The organism is Kosakonia sp. YIM B13588, from assembly GCF_042788165.1.
Classification (GTDB): Bacteria; Pseudomonadota; Gammaproteobacteria; order Enterobacterales; family Enterobacteriaceae; genus Kosakonia; species Kosakonia sacchari.
Genome location: NZ_JBHZPO010000006.1, coordinates 239,306 through 253,799, shown reverse-complemented (window position 1 = coordinate 253,799; position 14,494 = coordinate 239,306). Strand labels below are relative to the sequence as shown.

The following is a 14,494-nucleotide window of genomic DNA, read 5'->3' as shown; positions in this document are numbered from 1 at the left end:
AGCGGGAAGGAGGAAAACGGGTATGAGAACGTCACTGCGGCCCTGCTGCATGCTGTTTTTGCTGATAACAGGCCACGCAAGTGCGGTTGCGCTGACAATTTCCCCGGTCTCTTTGCAAATGGATGCCGGGCAAAAAGCCATTTCGATGACTATCAAGAATGACTCAGCAGACGCCGCGCCGATTCAGCTGCGCGTCTTTCGCTGGACGCAGGAAAAGGGCAATGACCAGTTTCGTGAAACCGATGAGATTGTGATTAGCCCACCGTTTGTCACCCTCTCCGCCAGCCGCTCCTATAACGTGCGGATTTTCAGGAAAGATACGCGCACACCCGCGCAAGAGCTGACGTATCGCATCATTATCGATGAGATCCCGCGTCCTGTTGACGCCCGAAGCGCGGGCGGCGGCGTCAAAATGAGCCTGCGGACATCACATCCTCTGTTTATCACCACGCAAGAAGCGGTTGCCACGGTGACATGGGGCATGAAGCGCGACAGCCGTGGCTGGTACGTTTCCGCGCGCAATGACGGCAACCGCCACGCCTTGTTGACCGATGTTTACCTGGTTGATCACAACAGCAGTCAAAAAGTGGCGCTGAATGTTAACTCCGTGAATGGCTACATCCTTGGGCATAGCTACCGGGATTATGACATTCGCGGTACGCCGTTCACTCCCATGACCGGCCACCGATACGCCGTTGAAGCAAAAATCAATGGCAAAGCCATTACCGGTACGTTGTAACGGGAACCCACCCGGAGGAGAACGAAATGAAGAGTTCAAATTTGTGCTTATACGCGTTGTTATCCGTCCCGTTTGCCGCCAGCGCCGTGACAGCAACCGGGACGTTACAGGTCCAGGCGGTGGTGCAATCCACCTGCTCAGTCAATACCACCTCGACGGGTGCGACCGGCCCGGCGCGGCTTAATTTTGGCACTATTACCAATCTGACCGCCGATGTCACGGCCGATACCACCTCCGGCACCGTCGCCAACGGCGCGGTATCAACACTTTGCTCTACCGGAACGGCGTGGACACTGACCGCTGACGGCGGTTTGCATGCCAGCAGCTCGCAGCGTCAGATGGCGGATACAGCAACAGGTTTGCTGCCCTACAATCTCTACTCCGATGCCGCACACAGCAGCACGATTGGCATTAATGATGCACAAAACCCGGTAGCGACGGGAACGGGGACAGGATCGGCGGAAACCACGCCGGTTTACGGTTTAATTCCGGCGGGAACGCCAATGCCTGAAGCGGGAAGTTATGCGGATACGGTGACCTTAACGGTCACCTATTAGAAAGGTGATTAAAAGCACCGCGCCAGCTGCGCGGTGCTTTGACTGCGTCAATTCGGTTAACGCAGTTCAAACTCGCCTTGGTTAACACGCGCGGAATCAACGCCGATAAAGACATTGAATTTGCCCGGCTCCGCATCGTACTTCATCTTCTGGTTCCAGAATTTCAGCGCATTAATATCGATCGGGAAGCTAACGGTTTGGGTTTCGCCCGGTTTCAGGTTCACCTTATCAAAGCCGCGCAGTTGTTTTACCGGGCGACTCATTGACGCGGTGACATCCTGCAAATACATCTGAATAACCGTTTCGCCTTCGCGTTTGCCGGTGTTGGTCACTTCAACGCTGGCGGTCACTTTGCCGGTGCGCGTCATCGACGGTGCAGACATCTTCACGTCAGAAACCTTGAAGGTGGTATAGCTCAGGCCATAACCAAACGGATAGAGCGGGCCGTTCGCTTCGTCGAAGTAACGAGAGGTATATTTGTTCGGTTTATCGGCATCATACGGACGCCCGGTGTTGAGGTGGCTGTAATAGACCGGGATCTGCCCGACAGAGCGCGGGAAGGACATCGGCAGTTTGCCGGACGGGTTGTAATCACCAAACAGAATATCGGCAATGGCGTTGCCGCCTTCGGTGCCGGCAAACCAGGTTTCCAGAATCGCGTCGGCTTGCTGATCCTCTTTCACCAGCGCCAGCGGACGACCGTTCATCAGCACCAGCACCAGCGGCTTACCGGTGGCTTTCAGCGCGGCAATCAAATCGCGCTGGCTCTGCGGAATGGTAATATCGGTACGGCTGGAGGCTTCATGCGCCATGCCCTGCGCTTCACCGACAACCGCAACAACCACGTCGGATTTTTTCGCTGCGGCGACCGCTTCATCAATCATCGCTTGCGGTGAGCGCGGATCGACAACCACAGCCGGTTCATAAAGATTGAGGAAATTAACGATGTCTTTGTCATTGGTGATGTTTGCCCCTTTGGCGTACACCACTTCCCCTTTCCCGGCCAGCGCGTTACGAATACCGGTCAGCACGGTAACGGACTGATCGGCAACGCCTGCCGCAGACCAGCTGCCCATCGAATCGCGTTTGCTGTCGGCCAGCGGGCCAACCACCGCCACGGTGCCCGATTTTTTCAGCGGCAGCGTTTCCAGACGGTTTTTCAGCAGCACCATGCTTTCACGCGCCACTTCACGCGCTTCTTTGCGGTGCAGACGGCTTTCGGCATTGGTGTCTTTCGGGTCGCTCTCTTTCGGTCCCAGGTGGCTGTACGGATCGTTAAACAGCCCCATATCGTATTTCACATTCAGCACGTGGCGGGTGGCATCATCCAGCTCAGCCATCGTCACTTTGCCGGATTTCACCAGGCCCGGCAGGTATTTGCTGTAGTACTCATCACTCATACTCATGTTGATGCCGGATTTCAGCGCCACGCGCACGGCGTCTTCCGGGTCGGCGGCGGTGCCGTGTTTAATCAGCTCTTTAATCGCCCCGTGATCGGAAATGGTGATGCCTTTAAAGCCCCACTCATCACGCAGCAGATCTTTTAACAACCACGAGTCAGATGACGCCGGCGTGCCGTTAAGTGAGTTCAGCGCCACCATCACGCCGCCGCTGCCAGCGTCCAGCGCGGCTTTGTACGGCGGCATATAGTCGTTGAACAGACGCTGCGGGCTCATATCAACGGTGTTGTACTCTTTACCGCCTTCTACCGCGCCATAAGCAGCGAAATGTTTCACGCTGGTCATCACCGCGTAGCGATCCGCCGGGCTTTTGCCCTGCATCGCTTCGACCATGGTGCGCCCCATTTCTGAGGTCAGGTACGTATCTTCGCCAAACCCTTCGGAAACGCGGCCCCAGCGCGGATCGCGCGAGACATCGACCATCGGCGCCCAGGTCATATTCAGGCCGTCATCAGCGGCTTCATAGGCTGAAACGCGGCCAACCGTTTTGACCGCATCAAGGTTAAAGCTGGAGGCAAGACCGAGGCTAATCGGGAAGACGGTACGCTGGCCGTGTACCACGTCATAGGCGAAAAACAGAGGGATTTTCAGGCGGCTTAGCTGCATCGCCTGATCCTGCATGGCGCGAATATCCTGCCGGGTGACGGTGTTAAAAATCGCGCCGACCTGGCTTGCTTTGATCATGTCGCGAATGGCTTCTTTTGGGTTATCCGGCCCGACGCTGATTAAACGCAGCTGGCCGATTTTTTCATCGACCGTCATTTTCTTGAGCAGTTCAGTGACAAACGCATCCCTTGCTTCTGGCGTCAGCGGATGGTTGCCGAACATCTCTTCCGCCAGCGCTGGTTGCAGCGCGAGGCTCACAGCGACACCTACAGAACATAGCCATTTCATGTCGTTTACTCTCTTGTTTTTTCACCCATAACCGCGGTCACTGGCCGCGAAAGAAACGCAGTGTGCCATAATCCTGGCACGTGTTGCAGAGTGGGACTCTGATTTTTATGCGAATTCGCTCCCCCGTTTGGTTTTACAGGGCTAACATTAATGCGCACTTTACACGTCATCATGCATAACGCGCCAAAGCGGCAGGTCTTCACATTCTTATGAGGCTTACTGAGATAAGCTTCCGGGTGCCAACACCACTCAAAGGTGGCCCGAAGAATGAAGTGTATTGAACAATGATTAGCCACAAGGAGTGGATAATGTCACATCCAAACAACGCCTTTATCAGCGAACTCAAACGGCTGGTTGGCGCTTCTCACCTGCTTACCGACCCGGCCAAAACGGCCCGCTATCGCAAGGGTTTTCGTTCAGGCCAGGGCAACGCGCTGGCGGTGGTTTTTCCCGGTTCGCTGGTCGAATTGTGGCGCGTTCTGCAGGCCTGTGTTAACGCCGATAAAATTATTCTGATGCAGGCGGCGAACACCGGGCTGACAGAAGGTTCGACACCAAACGGCAATGATTATGACCGGGACATCGTGATTATCAGTACCCTGCGCCTTGATAAGCTGCACCTGCTGGATAACGGCGAACAGGTGCTGGCCTACCCAGGTACCACGCTCTATTCGCTGGAAAAAGCGCTTAAACCGCTGGGCCGCGAGCCGCATTCGGTGATCGGCTCCTCGTGCATTGGCGCATCGGTGATTGGCGGGATCTGCAATAACTCCGGCGGTTCGCTGGTACAACGCGGCCCGGCCTACACCGAAATGTCGCTGTTCGCGCGTATCGATGAGCAGGGCAAACTGGTGCTGGTGAACCATTTAGGTATTTCGCTGGGGGAAACGCCGGAGCAGATCCTCAGCAAGCTTGATGACGATCGTGTCAGCGATAGCGACGTGCTGCACGACCAGCGCCACGGCCACGATCATGATTACGTGACCCGCGTACGCGATGTCGATGCCGACACCCCGGCGCGTTACAACGCCGACCCGCAGCGGCTGTTTGAATCTTCCGGTTGCGCAGGGAAACTGGCGGTTTTCGCCGTGCGTCTGGACACTTTCCCGGCCGAAACACGCCAGCAGGTCTTCTATATCGGCACCAATCAAACGGCAGTGCTGGCGGAGATCCGTCGTCATATTCTGGCGAACTTCGAACACCTGCCGGTCGCCGGGGAGTATATGCATCGCGATATTTACGATATCGCCGAACGCTACGGCAAAGACACCTTCCTGATGATCGATAAACTCGGCACCGACAAAATGCCGTTCTTCTTCACCATGAAAGGCCGCACCGAAGCGCTGCTGGAAAAGGCGACGGTATTTAAGCCGCATTTTATTGATCGCTCATTGCAAAAAATCAGCGGCTTTTTCCCGTCTCACCTGCCGCCGCGCATGAAAGCGTGGCGAGATAAATATGAACATCATCTGCTGTTGAAGATGTCCGGCGATGGCATTGCAGAAGCAGAAAACTGGCTGAAAACCTACTTTGCCAGTGCCGAGGGTGATTTCTTTGTCTGCACACCGGAAGAAGGGAGTAAAGCATTTTTACACCGCTTTGCCGCCGCCGGTGCGGCAATTCGTTACCAGGCGGTCCATGCCGATGAAGTGGAAGATATTCTGGCGCTGGATATCGCGCTGCGCCGCAATGACAGCGACTGGTTTGAGCATCTGCCGCCGGAAATCGACAGCCAACTGGTGCATAAACTCTATTACGGCCACTTTATGTGCCATGTTTTCCACCAGGATTACATTGTGAAAAAAGGCGTGGATGCCCATGCGCTGAAAGAGCAAATGCTGGAACTGTTACGCCAGCGTGGCGCGCAGTACCCGGCTGAGCATAATGTCGGGCATCTGTATGAAGCCGCCGAGCCGTTAAAACGTTTTTATAAAGAAAACGACCCGACAAACAGCATGAACCCCGGCATCGGTAAAACCAGCAAGCGTAAGTTCTGGCAGGAAGAATCTGCTACGGATAACGCATCGTCAACGGCGATGAAATAACCCGGCGACGGGCTGTATTGTGTGCTCCTTTCGTAATAGAGTAGCGAACAGCGCCAGAGAAACGTTTCTCTGGCCGCCTCTTTGAAGGAGCACACCCGTCATGTCAGCTGTCGATATCTTATCCGGTCCTGCGGTGGTAGTGCGCGACGCCTGCCCTGACGACGTTCACGCCATCGCCTCGCTTTATGCCTGGCATGTTCTGCACGGCCGCGCCTCCTTTGAAGAAGTCCCGCCCACTATTGATGAAATGCGCAGCCGTATGAATCGCATCGCGAAAGAGGGTTTGCCGTGGATGGTGGCGCTCTATCACGGCATCGTGGTCGGGTATTGCTATGCCGGTTATTACCGTCCGCGCGAGGCCTATCGTTATACGCTTGAAGAGTCGATTTACGTGGATGCCAGCATGACCGGGCGCGGCATTGGCAGCACGTTGATGAGCGCGTTGATCGCACGCTGCGAAGAGGGCCCGTGGCGGCAACTGATTGCGGTGATTGGCGATGGCAACAATAATTTGGGTTCGCTGCGGCTGCATAAAAAGCACGGGTTTGAGATTGCCGGGCAGTTGCGAAGCGTCGGCTACAAGAAAGGCGACTGGCGGGATACGCTGATTATGCAGCGTCCACTCAACGACGGTGACTGGACGCTGCCGGAATAATTAATCGTTTTGCGCGGTCTGCTCACCCGCAGACGGATTTTGCGCCATCTGCGCCGCTTTCTGGCGCTTATAGCTTAATGCTGACGCCGGAACCGGCTGCACTTTGCCGGTTTCAATCCAGGTGCGTAAACGGCTGGCATCGGCAAAGTGGGTAAATTTGCCAAACGCATCCATCACCACCAGCGCCACCGGTTTGTTGTTAATCACGGTGCGCATCACCAGGCAGTGCCCTGCCGCATTGGTAAAGCCCGTTTTGGTCAACTGAATGTTCCAGTTATCGCGGTACACCAGGTGGTTAGTATTGCGAAACGGCAGCGTATACGCCGGGTTGGCAAAGGTCGCCATCTCTTCTCGCGTGGTACTGAGCTGACCAATCAGCGGATACTGTTTGGTGGCAATCAGCAGCTTGCTCAGATCGCGGGCGGTCGAGACGTTGTGAATCGACAAACCGGTCGGTTCAACATAGCGCGTATTCGTCATGCCTAACGCTTTCGCCTTGGCGTTCATCGCCGCGATAAAGGCGTTATAACCGCCCGGATAGTGGTGCGCAAGGCTCGCCGCCGCGCGGTTTTCCGAGGACATCAGCGCCAGCAGCAGCATATCTTTACGGCTGATTTCGCTATTAAGGCGCACGCGAGAGTAAATCCCTTTCATCTCCGGCGTCTGGCTGATATCCACTTTGAGTTTCTCATCCAGCGGCAGGTGCGCATCCAGCACCACCATCGCCGTCATCAGCTTGGTAATGGAAGCAATAGGACGCACCAGATCAGGGTGGCTGGAGTAGATAACCTGATTGGTTTGCAGATCGACAATCATCGCGCTACCTGAAGCGATTTCAGGTTGTACGGCGGTGGTCGCCGCTGTGGTTTTCGCGACGGCAAACGGCGCCACGGGCGCAGCCAGTATTAACGCCAGGCTTAATAAGGAAACTCGAAATTTCTGCATGGTGAGACTTCTGAAAATTATTCACGCACGTTATTACGCACACCGCTTCTGTCAGCCGGAGCAATAACAGAGCTGGCTTTGGCATAATAGCCGCCACGCAGGGTTGTCGCCAGAGGATAATCGTTGCGAGAGATTGCGTTGCCGACATTTACGCCAGCAACGCAACAGGTTTAGAACAAGCGGTAACCGTAACCCCACAGGATCACCGTCAGCGCCAGCAGCACTTCGAGCACCAGTACACCGATCGCCAGCGTCGAGCTTGAGAAACTTAAGCCCTCTTCTTTGTTGATATTCAGGAAGGTCGGGATACCGACATACAACAAGTAGCCGGTGTAAAACAGCGCCACCGTCCCCACCAGCGCGCAAAGCCACACCAGCGGATAGAGCGCCACAATCCCACTGAGAAACAGCGGCGTCGCCACATAACCGGCGAACACCATACAGCGCCCTAATGAAGGCCGCTGCGGCAAGCTACGCGCCATCCACCAGATAACGCGGCCCATCACCGCCACGCCTGCCAGCATCAACGCATAGAACAGCACAGCCAGATAGAAACCGGTAAACAATGACAGCGTCACCACACTGTTTTCGCCAAAATTCCAGCCGATTTGCGTGGTACCAATAAACGCACAGACAACCGGAATGGCCGCCATGATTAATACATGGTGGGTGTAGTGATGCGAAATTGTCTCGTTTTCGCCTTTGATAACCTGCATTTCACGATCGGGATGGGAAAAGAGTCCCCAGACATGGTTCATAACGCCCCCTCGCTGAAAGCCCGAACATCGACACAATCAGTATAATTCACTATTGAGATTATTTTTTGTACAGCAACAAAAATGCCGCGACAACGAAACGGCGTCATTCCGGCGAAGGCGCGATATCGGGTGTATGCTTATAAGCGTTTTACCGGGAGGACGTAAAAACAATGGATATCAATCATCTGATTAGCCAGTACGGCTACGCCGCGCTGGTGATTGGCAGTGTGGCTGAAGGGGAGACAATTACCCTGCTGGGCGGTGTTGCCGCACACCAGGGGCTGTTACGGTTCTGGCTGGTGGTGGTATCCGTGGCGCTTGGCGGCATGATCGGCGATCAGCTGCTTTATCTCGTCGGCAGACGCTACGGCACGAAAATCCTGCGCCGCTTCTCCCGCCACCGGGACAAAATCCACCAGGCGCAGTCGCTTATTCGCCGCCATCCCTACCTGTTTGTTATCGGCTCACGTTTTATGTACGGCTTTCGCATTATTGGCCCGCTGTTGATTGGCACCAGCCGTTTGCGACCGAAAATTTTTCTGCCGCTCAACATTGTTGGCGCCATCGTCTGGGCTCTGCTGTTTACCACGCTCGGTTACGTAGGCGGGGAAGTGATTGGCCCGTGGCTACACCAGTTCGACCAGCATGTAAAACGCTGGATCTGGCTGATTCTCGCCATCGTGCTGGTGGTCGCGCTGCGCTGGTGGTTCCATCATCGGCGGAAAAAACGCCAGCGCAACGCGTCAAACGACTAAGCCGTTTTCGGTTTGAACTGCGGGTTAGCCAGCATAAAACCGCCATCAATAATCAACGATTGTCCGGTGGTGTAGCTGGCATGTTCTGAACAGAGCCAGGCGACTATGCTGGCTATCTCTTTGGTGGTGCCCGGTCTTGTCAGCGGAACAATAGGCAACGAACCCGGTTTTGCATCTTCATCGCGCATGTTATTCATCGGCGTGGCTATCGCCCCCGGCGCGACGGCGTTCACCAGAATATTGTGATCCACCAGCTCCAGCGCCATCGATTTGGTTAACCCGCCGAGCGCGTGTTTGGCGGCGGTATAGGCGCTGGCGTCCGGCAACGGCGTGTGCTCGTGCACCGAGGTGATATTGACGATGCGCCCGCCCTGCCCCTGCTGCACCATATGCCTGGCGGCGATTTGCGAACAGAGAAACGCGCCGTCGACATCCACGGTGAAAATGCTGCGCCAGTCCTCAAATTTCATATCAAGAAACGGGGCTTTGCTCATCGCCCCAGCGTTATTCACCAGTACATCAATGCGCCCGAAGCGGGAAATCAACGTCTCAATTGCCTGCGCCCCTTCCGGCAACTGGCTGAGATCAAGGTGGATGGTTTCCGCCCGCTGCCCAAGATCCTCAACATGCAACGCAGCCTCTTTCGCGCCATTTTCGTCCGAATGCCAGGTAATGCCGATATCAAATCCCTGTTCCGCCAGCATCAGCGCACACTGTCGGCCAATCCCGGAATCGGCGGCGGTCACAATCGCAACTTTGGTTACAGGCATAGGTCGTCCTCTGGTTAACAAATAGACAGGTAAGTATAGGAAAAAGGCACAACTGCGTGAGATTGCCTACGCTTTTACCTACCTGCATATAAAAAGGACGAAGAAAATGATGAAGATATTGCTTTGGGCAATCCTGATTATCTTTCTGATTGGTCTGCTGGTGGTCACCGGCGTGTTTAAGATGATCTTCTAAATGCACCGCCGGGTAGCGCCCGCTACCCGGCATTACGGATTAATTCCCTTTCGCGCTGTAATTCACCGGCACCCAGCGATAGCCGTTCTCCGCTTTCATCACTTTACCGATACCGGGAAAAGCAATATGCGCCGCTGCGACCCAGTCCCCTTCGCGCGCGACCTGCGCCAGCACGTTTTCACGGGTTTTTACCGCCTGCTGCTGGTTAACATCGAAATGGATCGCCACTTCCGGCTGCGGTAGTTGCACCGGATGCGCATGAATAATATCGCCCCACAGCATCAGCGTCTTACCACCGTGGGTGACACGGTAAATCACGCTACCTGGCGTATGTCCCGGCGCCGGGATCGCTTCAATGCCGGGGATAATTTGCGTCGGCGCGCGAAAGGGGCTGAGCTTACCGGCATCCATCACCGGGCGCAGTGAGCGTTCCGATTCCGCAAAAGTATGGCGCTGCCCCTCTTCCACCTCTTTTTCATGTGCCGGGTTGAGCCAGAAATCGACATCCCGCTGATCGACCCGCACGGTGGCATTCGCAAACACCGGTTTGCCGTCGCGCTGCACGCCGCCGGAGTGATCGGCATGGATATGCGTTAACAGCACAGTATCGATGGTGGTCGGATCAATGCCCGCCGCGCGCAGGTTTTCCGGCAGATGACCGCCTGCATCACCAAATAACTGCCCGGCTCCGGCATCCACCAGGATTAACTGCTTACCGGTGTTAATCACAAAGGTGTTGATCGAGGTTTCGGCATTGACGGGTAAACTGGCCTGCGCCATCCGTTCCTGCAACTGCTCCGGGCTGATATGGGTCAGCAGTTTATCAAACGGCACCGCGACGGTGCCATCGGAAACGGCGGTGATTTGCCAGTCGCCCATTGCCATGCGGTAAAAGCCCGGCGCTTGCAGCTGGTGCGTTGAGAGCGGTGTGGCAGCAATAGCGCCAAAACTCAAACCTGCCGTCGCCAGCGCCAACAGAAGTGGATAATGTTTCATACTCTTCTCCAGTCGTTTTCATTGCGCCAGTATCCGGCAACGGCTACTATCACTCCAATTGATTGGAGCAATAATGACTATCAAAGAGAATGATTTCCGCAAAATCGATCTTAACTTATTGATCGCTTTTGCCGTGCTGTTTCGCGAACAGAGCGTTTCTGCGGCGGCGGATAAGCTGCATCTGGGTCAACCGGCGGTGAGCGGTGTGCTGTCGCGATTGCGCACCTTGTTTGACGATCCGCTGTTTATTCGTAGCGGCCATAAAATGCAGCCTACCGCGCGCGCCGTAGAGCTGCATACCGAGCTGCTGCCGTTGCTGGAGCAGTTGCAAAGCGCGCTGTTTCAGCAAACAGCCTTTGATCCACAAACGGCGACCGTTACGCTGACGCTCGGCATGGCGGACTGGGTGGAAATGTGGTTGATGCCAAAGTTGATCCCGGCGCTGCAACAGGCCGCGCCCGGTATGCGTCTGAATGTGGTGGCCAGCGATCCGTTCAGCGACGCAGGTCGGCTGGAAGGCGGCGAGATGGATATGGCAATAAGCGTCGCCGAGGCCGGGCCACGCTGGCTGGAGCGCGAAGCGCTGACCACCATGCCGTTTATCACGCTCTGGCACCCGCAACAACTGACGTTGAGCGCACCGCTGGATATCGACACCTTTTCCGCGCAGCCGCATTTAATGGTCAGCTACCGGGAAGCCACCAGCAGCCACTTCGACACGTTGCTGGCAAAAACCGGCCATCAGCGCCGCATCCACTACACCACGCCGCATTTCGCAGCCCTGCCGGGATTACTGGAGACCATGCCAGCACTGGCGACCGTACCAGCAGGTCTGGCGCAGGAGTGGCAGCGCACGCGAGGGTTTGCCAGCAGCCCGCTGCCGCTGGATGTGCAGCCAATTGAGGTGGCGATGCTGTGGCATCAGCGTCACAGCAGCGATCCGGCGGTAATGTGGCTGAAAGAATTTATCGCGAAACGCCTTAACTGACGCGTCTGCCCGGTTTCAGCGGGAAGACGCGTGTGTTATTTCAGGCTTTCACCGTTACTGGCGCGATACCCGTAGAAATTTTTCTCAGGGCTGCGCGTCCTGGGTGCCTTGCGGTTATCATCGCGATCGGCATCAATAAAACCGTAACGCCTGGCGCTCTCCGCTTTGGCGGCGCTTTCCAGATCAACCGGCTTTCACCAGGTGTAACTTATCACTACTTGTGCGCGCGGCTGCCGCCCGGCGCCACGACAACAACGTGGTTTACTATTTTGGCGCTATTCATTCCGACCCCGGAAACAAAAAAAACCTGACCTCCGGCAGTTGCCAGATGATCAGGTTTCGCCTGCTTACGCAGTAACAATCGCCGCCCGCACTGCAAACCAGCTTTATTCGAGCGAATAACGAGACAGCCTGCGAAAGGTTCATCGGCACAAGTCAGACGCCAATGCGGCTGCGCTGGCGTGCGATCGCTTGTGCGATATCGGCGGAATGTTTATAGGCGCGGATCTCGGTAAACAGCTCGCTGGCCTCAAGATATTCTTTGCGTAAATAGCCGAGCCACTGTTTGATGCGCGCAACATGATACAAACCGGTATCGCCCTGCTTTTCCAGCCGTGAATATTTCGCCAACAATTCGACAACCTCCGGCCACGGCATACGCGGTTCGTTATATTTCACCACCCGGCTCAGATTGGGCACATTCAGCGCGCCGCGACCAATCATCACCGCATCGCAGCCAGTGGCAGCCATACAATCCTGCGCACTTTGCCAGTCCCAGATCTCGCCGTTGGCAATCACCGGAATGGTTAAGCGCTTGCGGATCTCGCCGATGGCGTGCCAGTTGATGCACTCCGCTTTGTAGCCCTCTTCTTTAGTGCGCCCGTGTACCGCCAGTTCGCTGGCGCCGGCCTGCTGCACCGCATCGGCAATTTCAAAAGCGCGTGCGGGGCTGTCCCAGCCCAGCCGCACTTTTACCGTCACCGGCAGGTGCGACGGCACAGCTTCACGCATCGCTTTTGCGCCACGGTAAATAAGCTCAGGATCTTTGAGCAACGTCGCGCCGCCGCCGCTGCCATTGACCAGCTTCGACGGGCAACCGCAGTTGAGATCGACGCCCCAGGAGCCCAGTTCAACCGCGCGCGCCGCATTTTCCGCCAGCCACTGTGGGTATTGCCCTAAGAGTTGAATACGCACCAGCGTACCGGAAGGCGTACGGCTTTGACGATGCAGTTCAGGGCAGATTTTATAGAAGGATTTTACCGGCAGGCGTTGATCCACCACGCGTAAGAATTCGGTGATGCACAAATCATAATCGTTAACCTCGGTCAGCAGCTCGCGCACCAGCGAATCGAGCACACCTTCCATCGGCGCCAGTAATACACGCATATCTCGCCCCATAAAAAAGAGGCGCCATAGTAGCGTCTCTGTTCAGACGTGGAAAGTGCCTTTCTTCACTACACTTTGGGCTATGCCTGGCGGTAAATCTTGTGGGAATGCATAAAGTTCCTGAATGGAATGTTTGGTATGCTCACAATTCATGATGTGATCAGTAGCACGTTTTTAGCTTTAATTGTATGATGAATGCGTTTCGACAAGGGCTTTCACCATGAGTAACTCACTGAATATTATCTGGCAGTATCTTCGTGCGTTTGTGCTTATTTACGCTTGTCTCTACGCAGGCATTTTTGTTTCATCGCTGCTGCCTATTGCTATTCCGGGCAGCATTATCGGCATGCTGATTATGTTCGTGCTGCTGGCGCTGCAAATTCTGCCCGCCAAATGGGTTAACCCCGGCTGCTTTATTTTGATCCGTTATATGGCGTTGCTGTTCGTGCCCATTGGCGTAGGCGTGATGCAATATTACGACCTGCTGCGCGCGCAGTTCGGCCCGATTGTTGTTTCCTGTGCGGTGAGCACAATTATCGTCTTTTTGGTGGTGAGCTGGAGCACCCATCTGGTGCACGGCGAGCGCAAAGTGGCAGGACAAAAAGGTCGGAAAGAATGATGACGTATATCTGGTGGTCGTTACCGCTGACGCTGGCGGTGTTTTTCGCCGCGCGTAAACTCGCCGCGCGTTTCAAGCTGCCGCTGCTCAACCCGCTGCTGGTGGCGATGGTAGTGATTATCCCGATCCTGCTGGTGACGGGCATTCCGTATGACCACTATTTCCAGGGCAGTAAAATTCTTAACGATCTGCTGCAACCCGCTGTTGTCGCGCTGGCGTTTCCGCTCTATGAGCAGTTACATCAAATTCGCGCCCGCTGGAAATCGATTATTACGATCTGCTTTATCGGCAGCATGGTGGCGATGTTTTCCGGTACCGCCGTGGCGCTGCTGATGGGCGCGACACCGGAAATTGCAGCGTCGATATTACCGAAATCCGTCACCACGCCGATTGCAATGGCCGTTGGCGGCAGCATTGGCGGTATCCCGGCAATCAGTGCGGTCTGCGTGATCTTTGTCGGCGTATTGGGCGCCGTGTTCGGCCATACCTTGCTGAACCTGATGCGTATCACCACGAAATCAGCACGTGGGCTGGCGATGGGTACCGCCTCGCATGCGCTGGGTACCGCGCGCTGCGCCGAGCTGGATTATCAGGAAGGGGCGTTCAGTTCGCTGGCGCTGGTGATTTGCGGGATTATCACCTCGCTGGTCGCACCGTTTCTGTTCCCGGTTATCCTCGCGTTGCTGGGCTAAAATTTGCGATACGTCGCGCATTTTTAATTTGAGTTTCATAAG

General features: G+C 55.5%; 16 protein-coding genes. 10 read left to right on the top strand and 6 right to left on the bottom strand.

Annotated elements, in window-relative coordinates:
- Nucleotides 1-22 precede the first annotated feature (22 nt).
- The gene (locus ACFX4U_RS13175; protein WP_313506680.1) at nucleotides 23-739 is read left to right on the top strand and encodes a molecular chaperone; all 717 of its coding nucleotides are present in this window, start codon (nucleotides 23-25) and stop codon (nucleotides 737-739) included.
- Nucleotides 740-765: 26 nt separating this feature from the next.
- Nucleotides 766-1,296, top strand: coding sequence for a spore coat U domain-containing protein (locus ACFX4U_RS13170; protein WP_305735525.1), 531 nt, complete (start codon nucleotides 766-768; stop codon nucleotides 1,294-1,296).
- Between the two features lie 56 nt (nucleotides 1,297-1,352).
- On the opposite strand, the gene bglX is transcribed toward ACFX4U_RS13170, so the two are convergent.
- Complete coding sequence (gene bglX / locus ACFX4U_RS13165) at nucleotides 1,353-3,650, bottom strand: beta-glucosidase BglX (RefSeq protein WP_044489420.1); 2,298 nt, start codon at nucleotides 3,648-3,650, stop codon at nucleotides 1,353-1,355.
- Between the two features lie 308 nt (nucleotides 3,651-3,958).
- Here bglX and dld point away from each other — a divergent pair, with 308 nt between their 5' ends.
- Nucleotides 3,959-5,695, top strand: a complete 1,737-nt coding sequence (dld, locus tag ACFX4U_RS13160) for a D-lactate dehydrogenase (RefSeq protein WP_313506678.1) — start codon at nucleotides 3,959-3,961, stop codon at nucleotides 5,693-5,695.
- Nucleotides 5,696-5,795: 100 nt separating this feature from the next.
- Nucleotides 5,796-6,350 (top strand): N-acetyltransferase family protein, encoded by a 555-nt coding sequence (locus tag ACFX4U_RS13155; RefSeq protein ID WP_313506677.1) that lies wholly within the window; start codon nucleotides 5,796-5,798, stop codon nucleotides 6,348-6,350.
- On the opposite strand, the gene pbpG is transcribed toward ACFX4U_RS13155, so the two are convergent.
- Nucleotides 6,351-7,295: a D-alanyl-D-alanine endopeptidase gene (gene pbpG / locus ACFX4U_RS13150; protein WP_313506676.1), complete on the bottom strand. Its 945-nt coding sequence runs from the start codon at nucleotides 7,293-7,295 to the stop codon at nucleotides 6,351-6,353. It abuts the gene before it with no gap.
- 170 nt (nucleotides 7,296-7,465) lie between these two features.
- On the bottom strand, nucleotides 7,466-8,053 hold the full coding sequence (locus ACFX4U_RS13145; RefSeq protein WP_017459802.1) for a Yip1 family protein: 588 nt from the start codon (nucleotides 8,051-8,053) through the stop codon (nucleotides 7,466-7,468).
- 170 nt (nucleotides 8,054-8,223) lie between these two features.
- Between ACFX4U_RS13145 and ACFX4U_RS13140 the strand changes: the two genes are divergently transcribed.
- On the top strand, nucleotides 8,224-8,808 hold the full coding sequence (locus ACFX4U_RS13140) for a DedA family protein (protein ID WP_200550414.1): 585 nt from the start codon (nucleotides 8,224-8,226) through the stop codon (nucleotides 8,806-8,808).
- Here ACFX4U_RS13140 and ACFX4U_RS13135 read toward each other — a convergent pair.
- Nucleotides 8,805-9,578 carry an SDR family oxidoreductase gene (locus tag ACFX4U_RS13135; RefSeq protein WP_313506675.1) on the bottom strand — a complete coding sequence of 258 codons (774 nt, stop codon included), beginning with the start codon at nucleotides 9,576-9,578 and terminating at the stop codon, nucleotides 8,805-8,807. The two genes, ACFX4U_RS13140 and ACFX4U_RS13135, sit on opposite strands and share 4 nt — an antisense overlap.
- 106 nt (nucleotides 9,579-9,684) lie before the next feature.
- Between ACFX4U_RS13135 and yohP the strand changes: the two genes are divergently transcribed.
- The gene (yohP, locus tag ACFX4U_RS13130) at nucleotides 9,685-9,771 is read left to right on the top strand and encodes a small membrane protein YohP (RefSeq protein ID WP_017459799.1); all 87 of its coding nucleotides are present in this window, start codon (nucleotides 9,685-9,687) and stop codon (nucleotides 9,769-9,771) included.
- 39 nt (nucleotides 9,772-9,810) lie between these two features.
- Here yohP and ACFX4U_RS13125 read toward each other — a convergent pair whose 3' ends face one another.
- Nucleotides 9,811-10,767: an MBL fold metallo-hydrolase gene (locus ACFX4U_RS13125; RefSeq protein ID WP_313506674.1), complete on the bottom strand. Its 957-nt coding sequence runs from the start codon at nucleotides 10,765-10,767 to the stop codon at nucleotides 9,811-9,813.
- Between the two features lie 73 nt (nucleotides 10,768-10,840).
- On the opposite strand from ACFX4U_RS13125, the gene ACFX4U_RS13120 reads away from it, so the two are divergent.
- Together ACFX4U_RS13120 and ACFX4U_RS13115 are read left to right on the top strand one after the other, a co-directional pair.
- Nucleotides 10,841-11,755: a LysR family transcriptional regulator gene (locus tag ACFX4U_RS13120; RefSeq protein WP_313506673.1), complete on the top strand. Its 915-nt coding sequence runs from the start codon at nucleotides 10,841-10,843 to the stop codon at nucleotides 11,753-11,755.
- 32 nt (nucleotides 11,756-11,787) lie between these two features.
- A complete protein-coding gene (locus ACFX4U_RS13115; RefSeq protein WP_305735518.1) occupies nucleotides 11,788-12,066 on the top strand; it encodes a hypothetical protein in 279 nt (92 codons plus the stop codon).
- A 124-nt stretch (nucleotides 12,067-12,190) separates the two neighbouring features.
- Here ACFX4U_RS13115 and dusC read toward each other — a convergent pair whose 3' ends face one another.
- Entirely contained in the window at nucleotides 12,191-13,141 is a 951-nt protein-coding gene (gene dusC, locus ACFX4U_RS13110; protein WP_305735517.1) for a tRNA dihydrouridine(16) synthase DusC, read from the bottom strand.
- Between the two features lie 220 nt (nucleotides 13,142-13,361).
- Between dusC and ACFX4U_RS13105 the strand changes: the two genes are divergently transcribed.
- Complete coding sequence (locus ACFX4U_RS13105; RefSeq protein WP_313506671.1) at nucleotides 13,362-13,760, top strand: CidA/LrgA family protein; 399 nt, start codon at nucleotides 13,362-13,364, stop codon at nucleotides 13,758-13,760.
- A complete protein-coding gene (locus ACFX4U_RS13100) occupies nucleotides 13,757-14,452 on the top strand; it encodes a CidB/LrgB family autolysis modulator (RefSeq protein ID WP_200550409.1) in 696 nt (231 codons plus the stop codon). Before ACFX4U_RS13105 ends, ACFX4U_RS13100 begins: the two co-directional genes overlap by 4 nt.
- Nucleotides 14,453-14,494: the final 42 nt, after the last annotated feature.

Coding starts and splice junctions, on each gene's coding strand:
- ACFX4U_RS13175 (WP_313506680.1), top strand. CDS start 23: ATGAGAACGTCACTGCGGCCCTGCTGCATGCTGTTTTTGCTGATAACA.
- ACFX4U_RS13170 (WP_305735525.1), top strand. CDS start 766: ATGAAGAGTTCAAATTTGTGCTTATACGCGTTGTTATCCGTCCCGTTT.
- bglX (WP_044489420.1), bottom strand. CDS start 3,650: ATGAAATGGCTATGTTCTGTAGGTGTCGCTGTGAGCCTCGCGCTGCAA.
- dld (WP_313506678.1), top strand. CDS start 3,959: ATGTCACATCCAAACAACGCCTTTATCAGCGAACTCAAACGGCTGGTT.
- ACFX4U_RS13155 (WP_313506677.1), top strand. CDS start 5,796: ATGTCAGCTGTCGATATCTTATCCGGTCCTGCGGTGGTAGTGCGCGAC.
- pbpG (WP_313506676.1), bottom strand. CDS start 7,295: ATGCAGAAATTTCGAGTTTCCTTATTAAGCCTGGCGTTAATACTGGCT.
- ACFX4U_RS13145 (WP_017459802.1), bottom strand. CDS start 8,053: ATGAACCATGTCTGGGGACTCTTTTCCCATCCCGATCGTGAAATGCAG.
- ACFX4U_RS13140 (WP_200550414.1), top strand. CDS start 8,224: ATGGATATCAATCATCTGATTAGCCAGTACGGCTACGCCGCGCTGGTG.
- ACFX4U_RS13135 (WP_313506675.1), bottom strand. CDS start 9,578: ATGCCTGTAACCAAAGTTGCGATTGTGACCGCCGCCGATTCCGGGATT.
- yohP (WP_017459799.1), top strand. CDS start 9,685: ATGATGAAGATATTGCTTTGGGCAATCCTGATTATCTTTCTGATTGGT.
- ACFX4U_RS13125 (WP_313506674.1), bottom strand. CDS start 10,767: ATGAAACATTATCCACTTCTGTTGGCGCTGGCGACGGCAGGTTTGAGT.
- ACFX4U_RS13120 (WP_313506673.1), top strand. CDS start 10,841: ATGACTATCAAAGAGAATGATTTCCGCAAAATCGATCTTAACTTATTG.
- dusC (WP_305735517.1), bottom strand. CDS start 13,141: ATGCGTGTATTACTGGCGCCGATGGAAGGTGTGCTCGATTCGCTGGTG.
- ACFX4U_RS13105 (WP_313506671.1), top strand. CDS start 13,362: ATGAGTAACTCACTGAATATTATCTGGCAGTATCTTCGTGCGTTTGTG.
- ACFX4U_RS13100 (WP_200550409.1), top strand. CDS start 13,757: ATGATGACGTATATCTGGTGGTCGTTACCGCTGACGCTGGCGGTGTTT.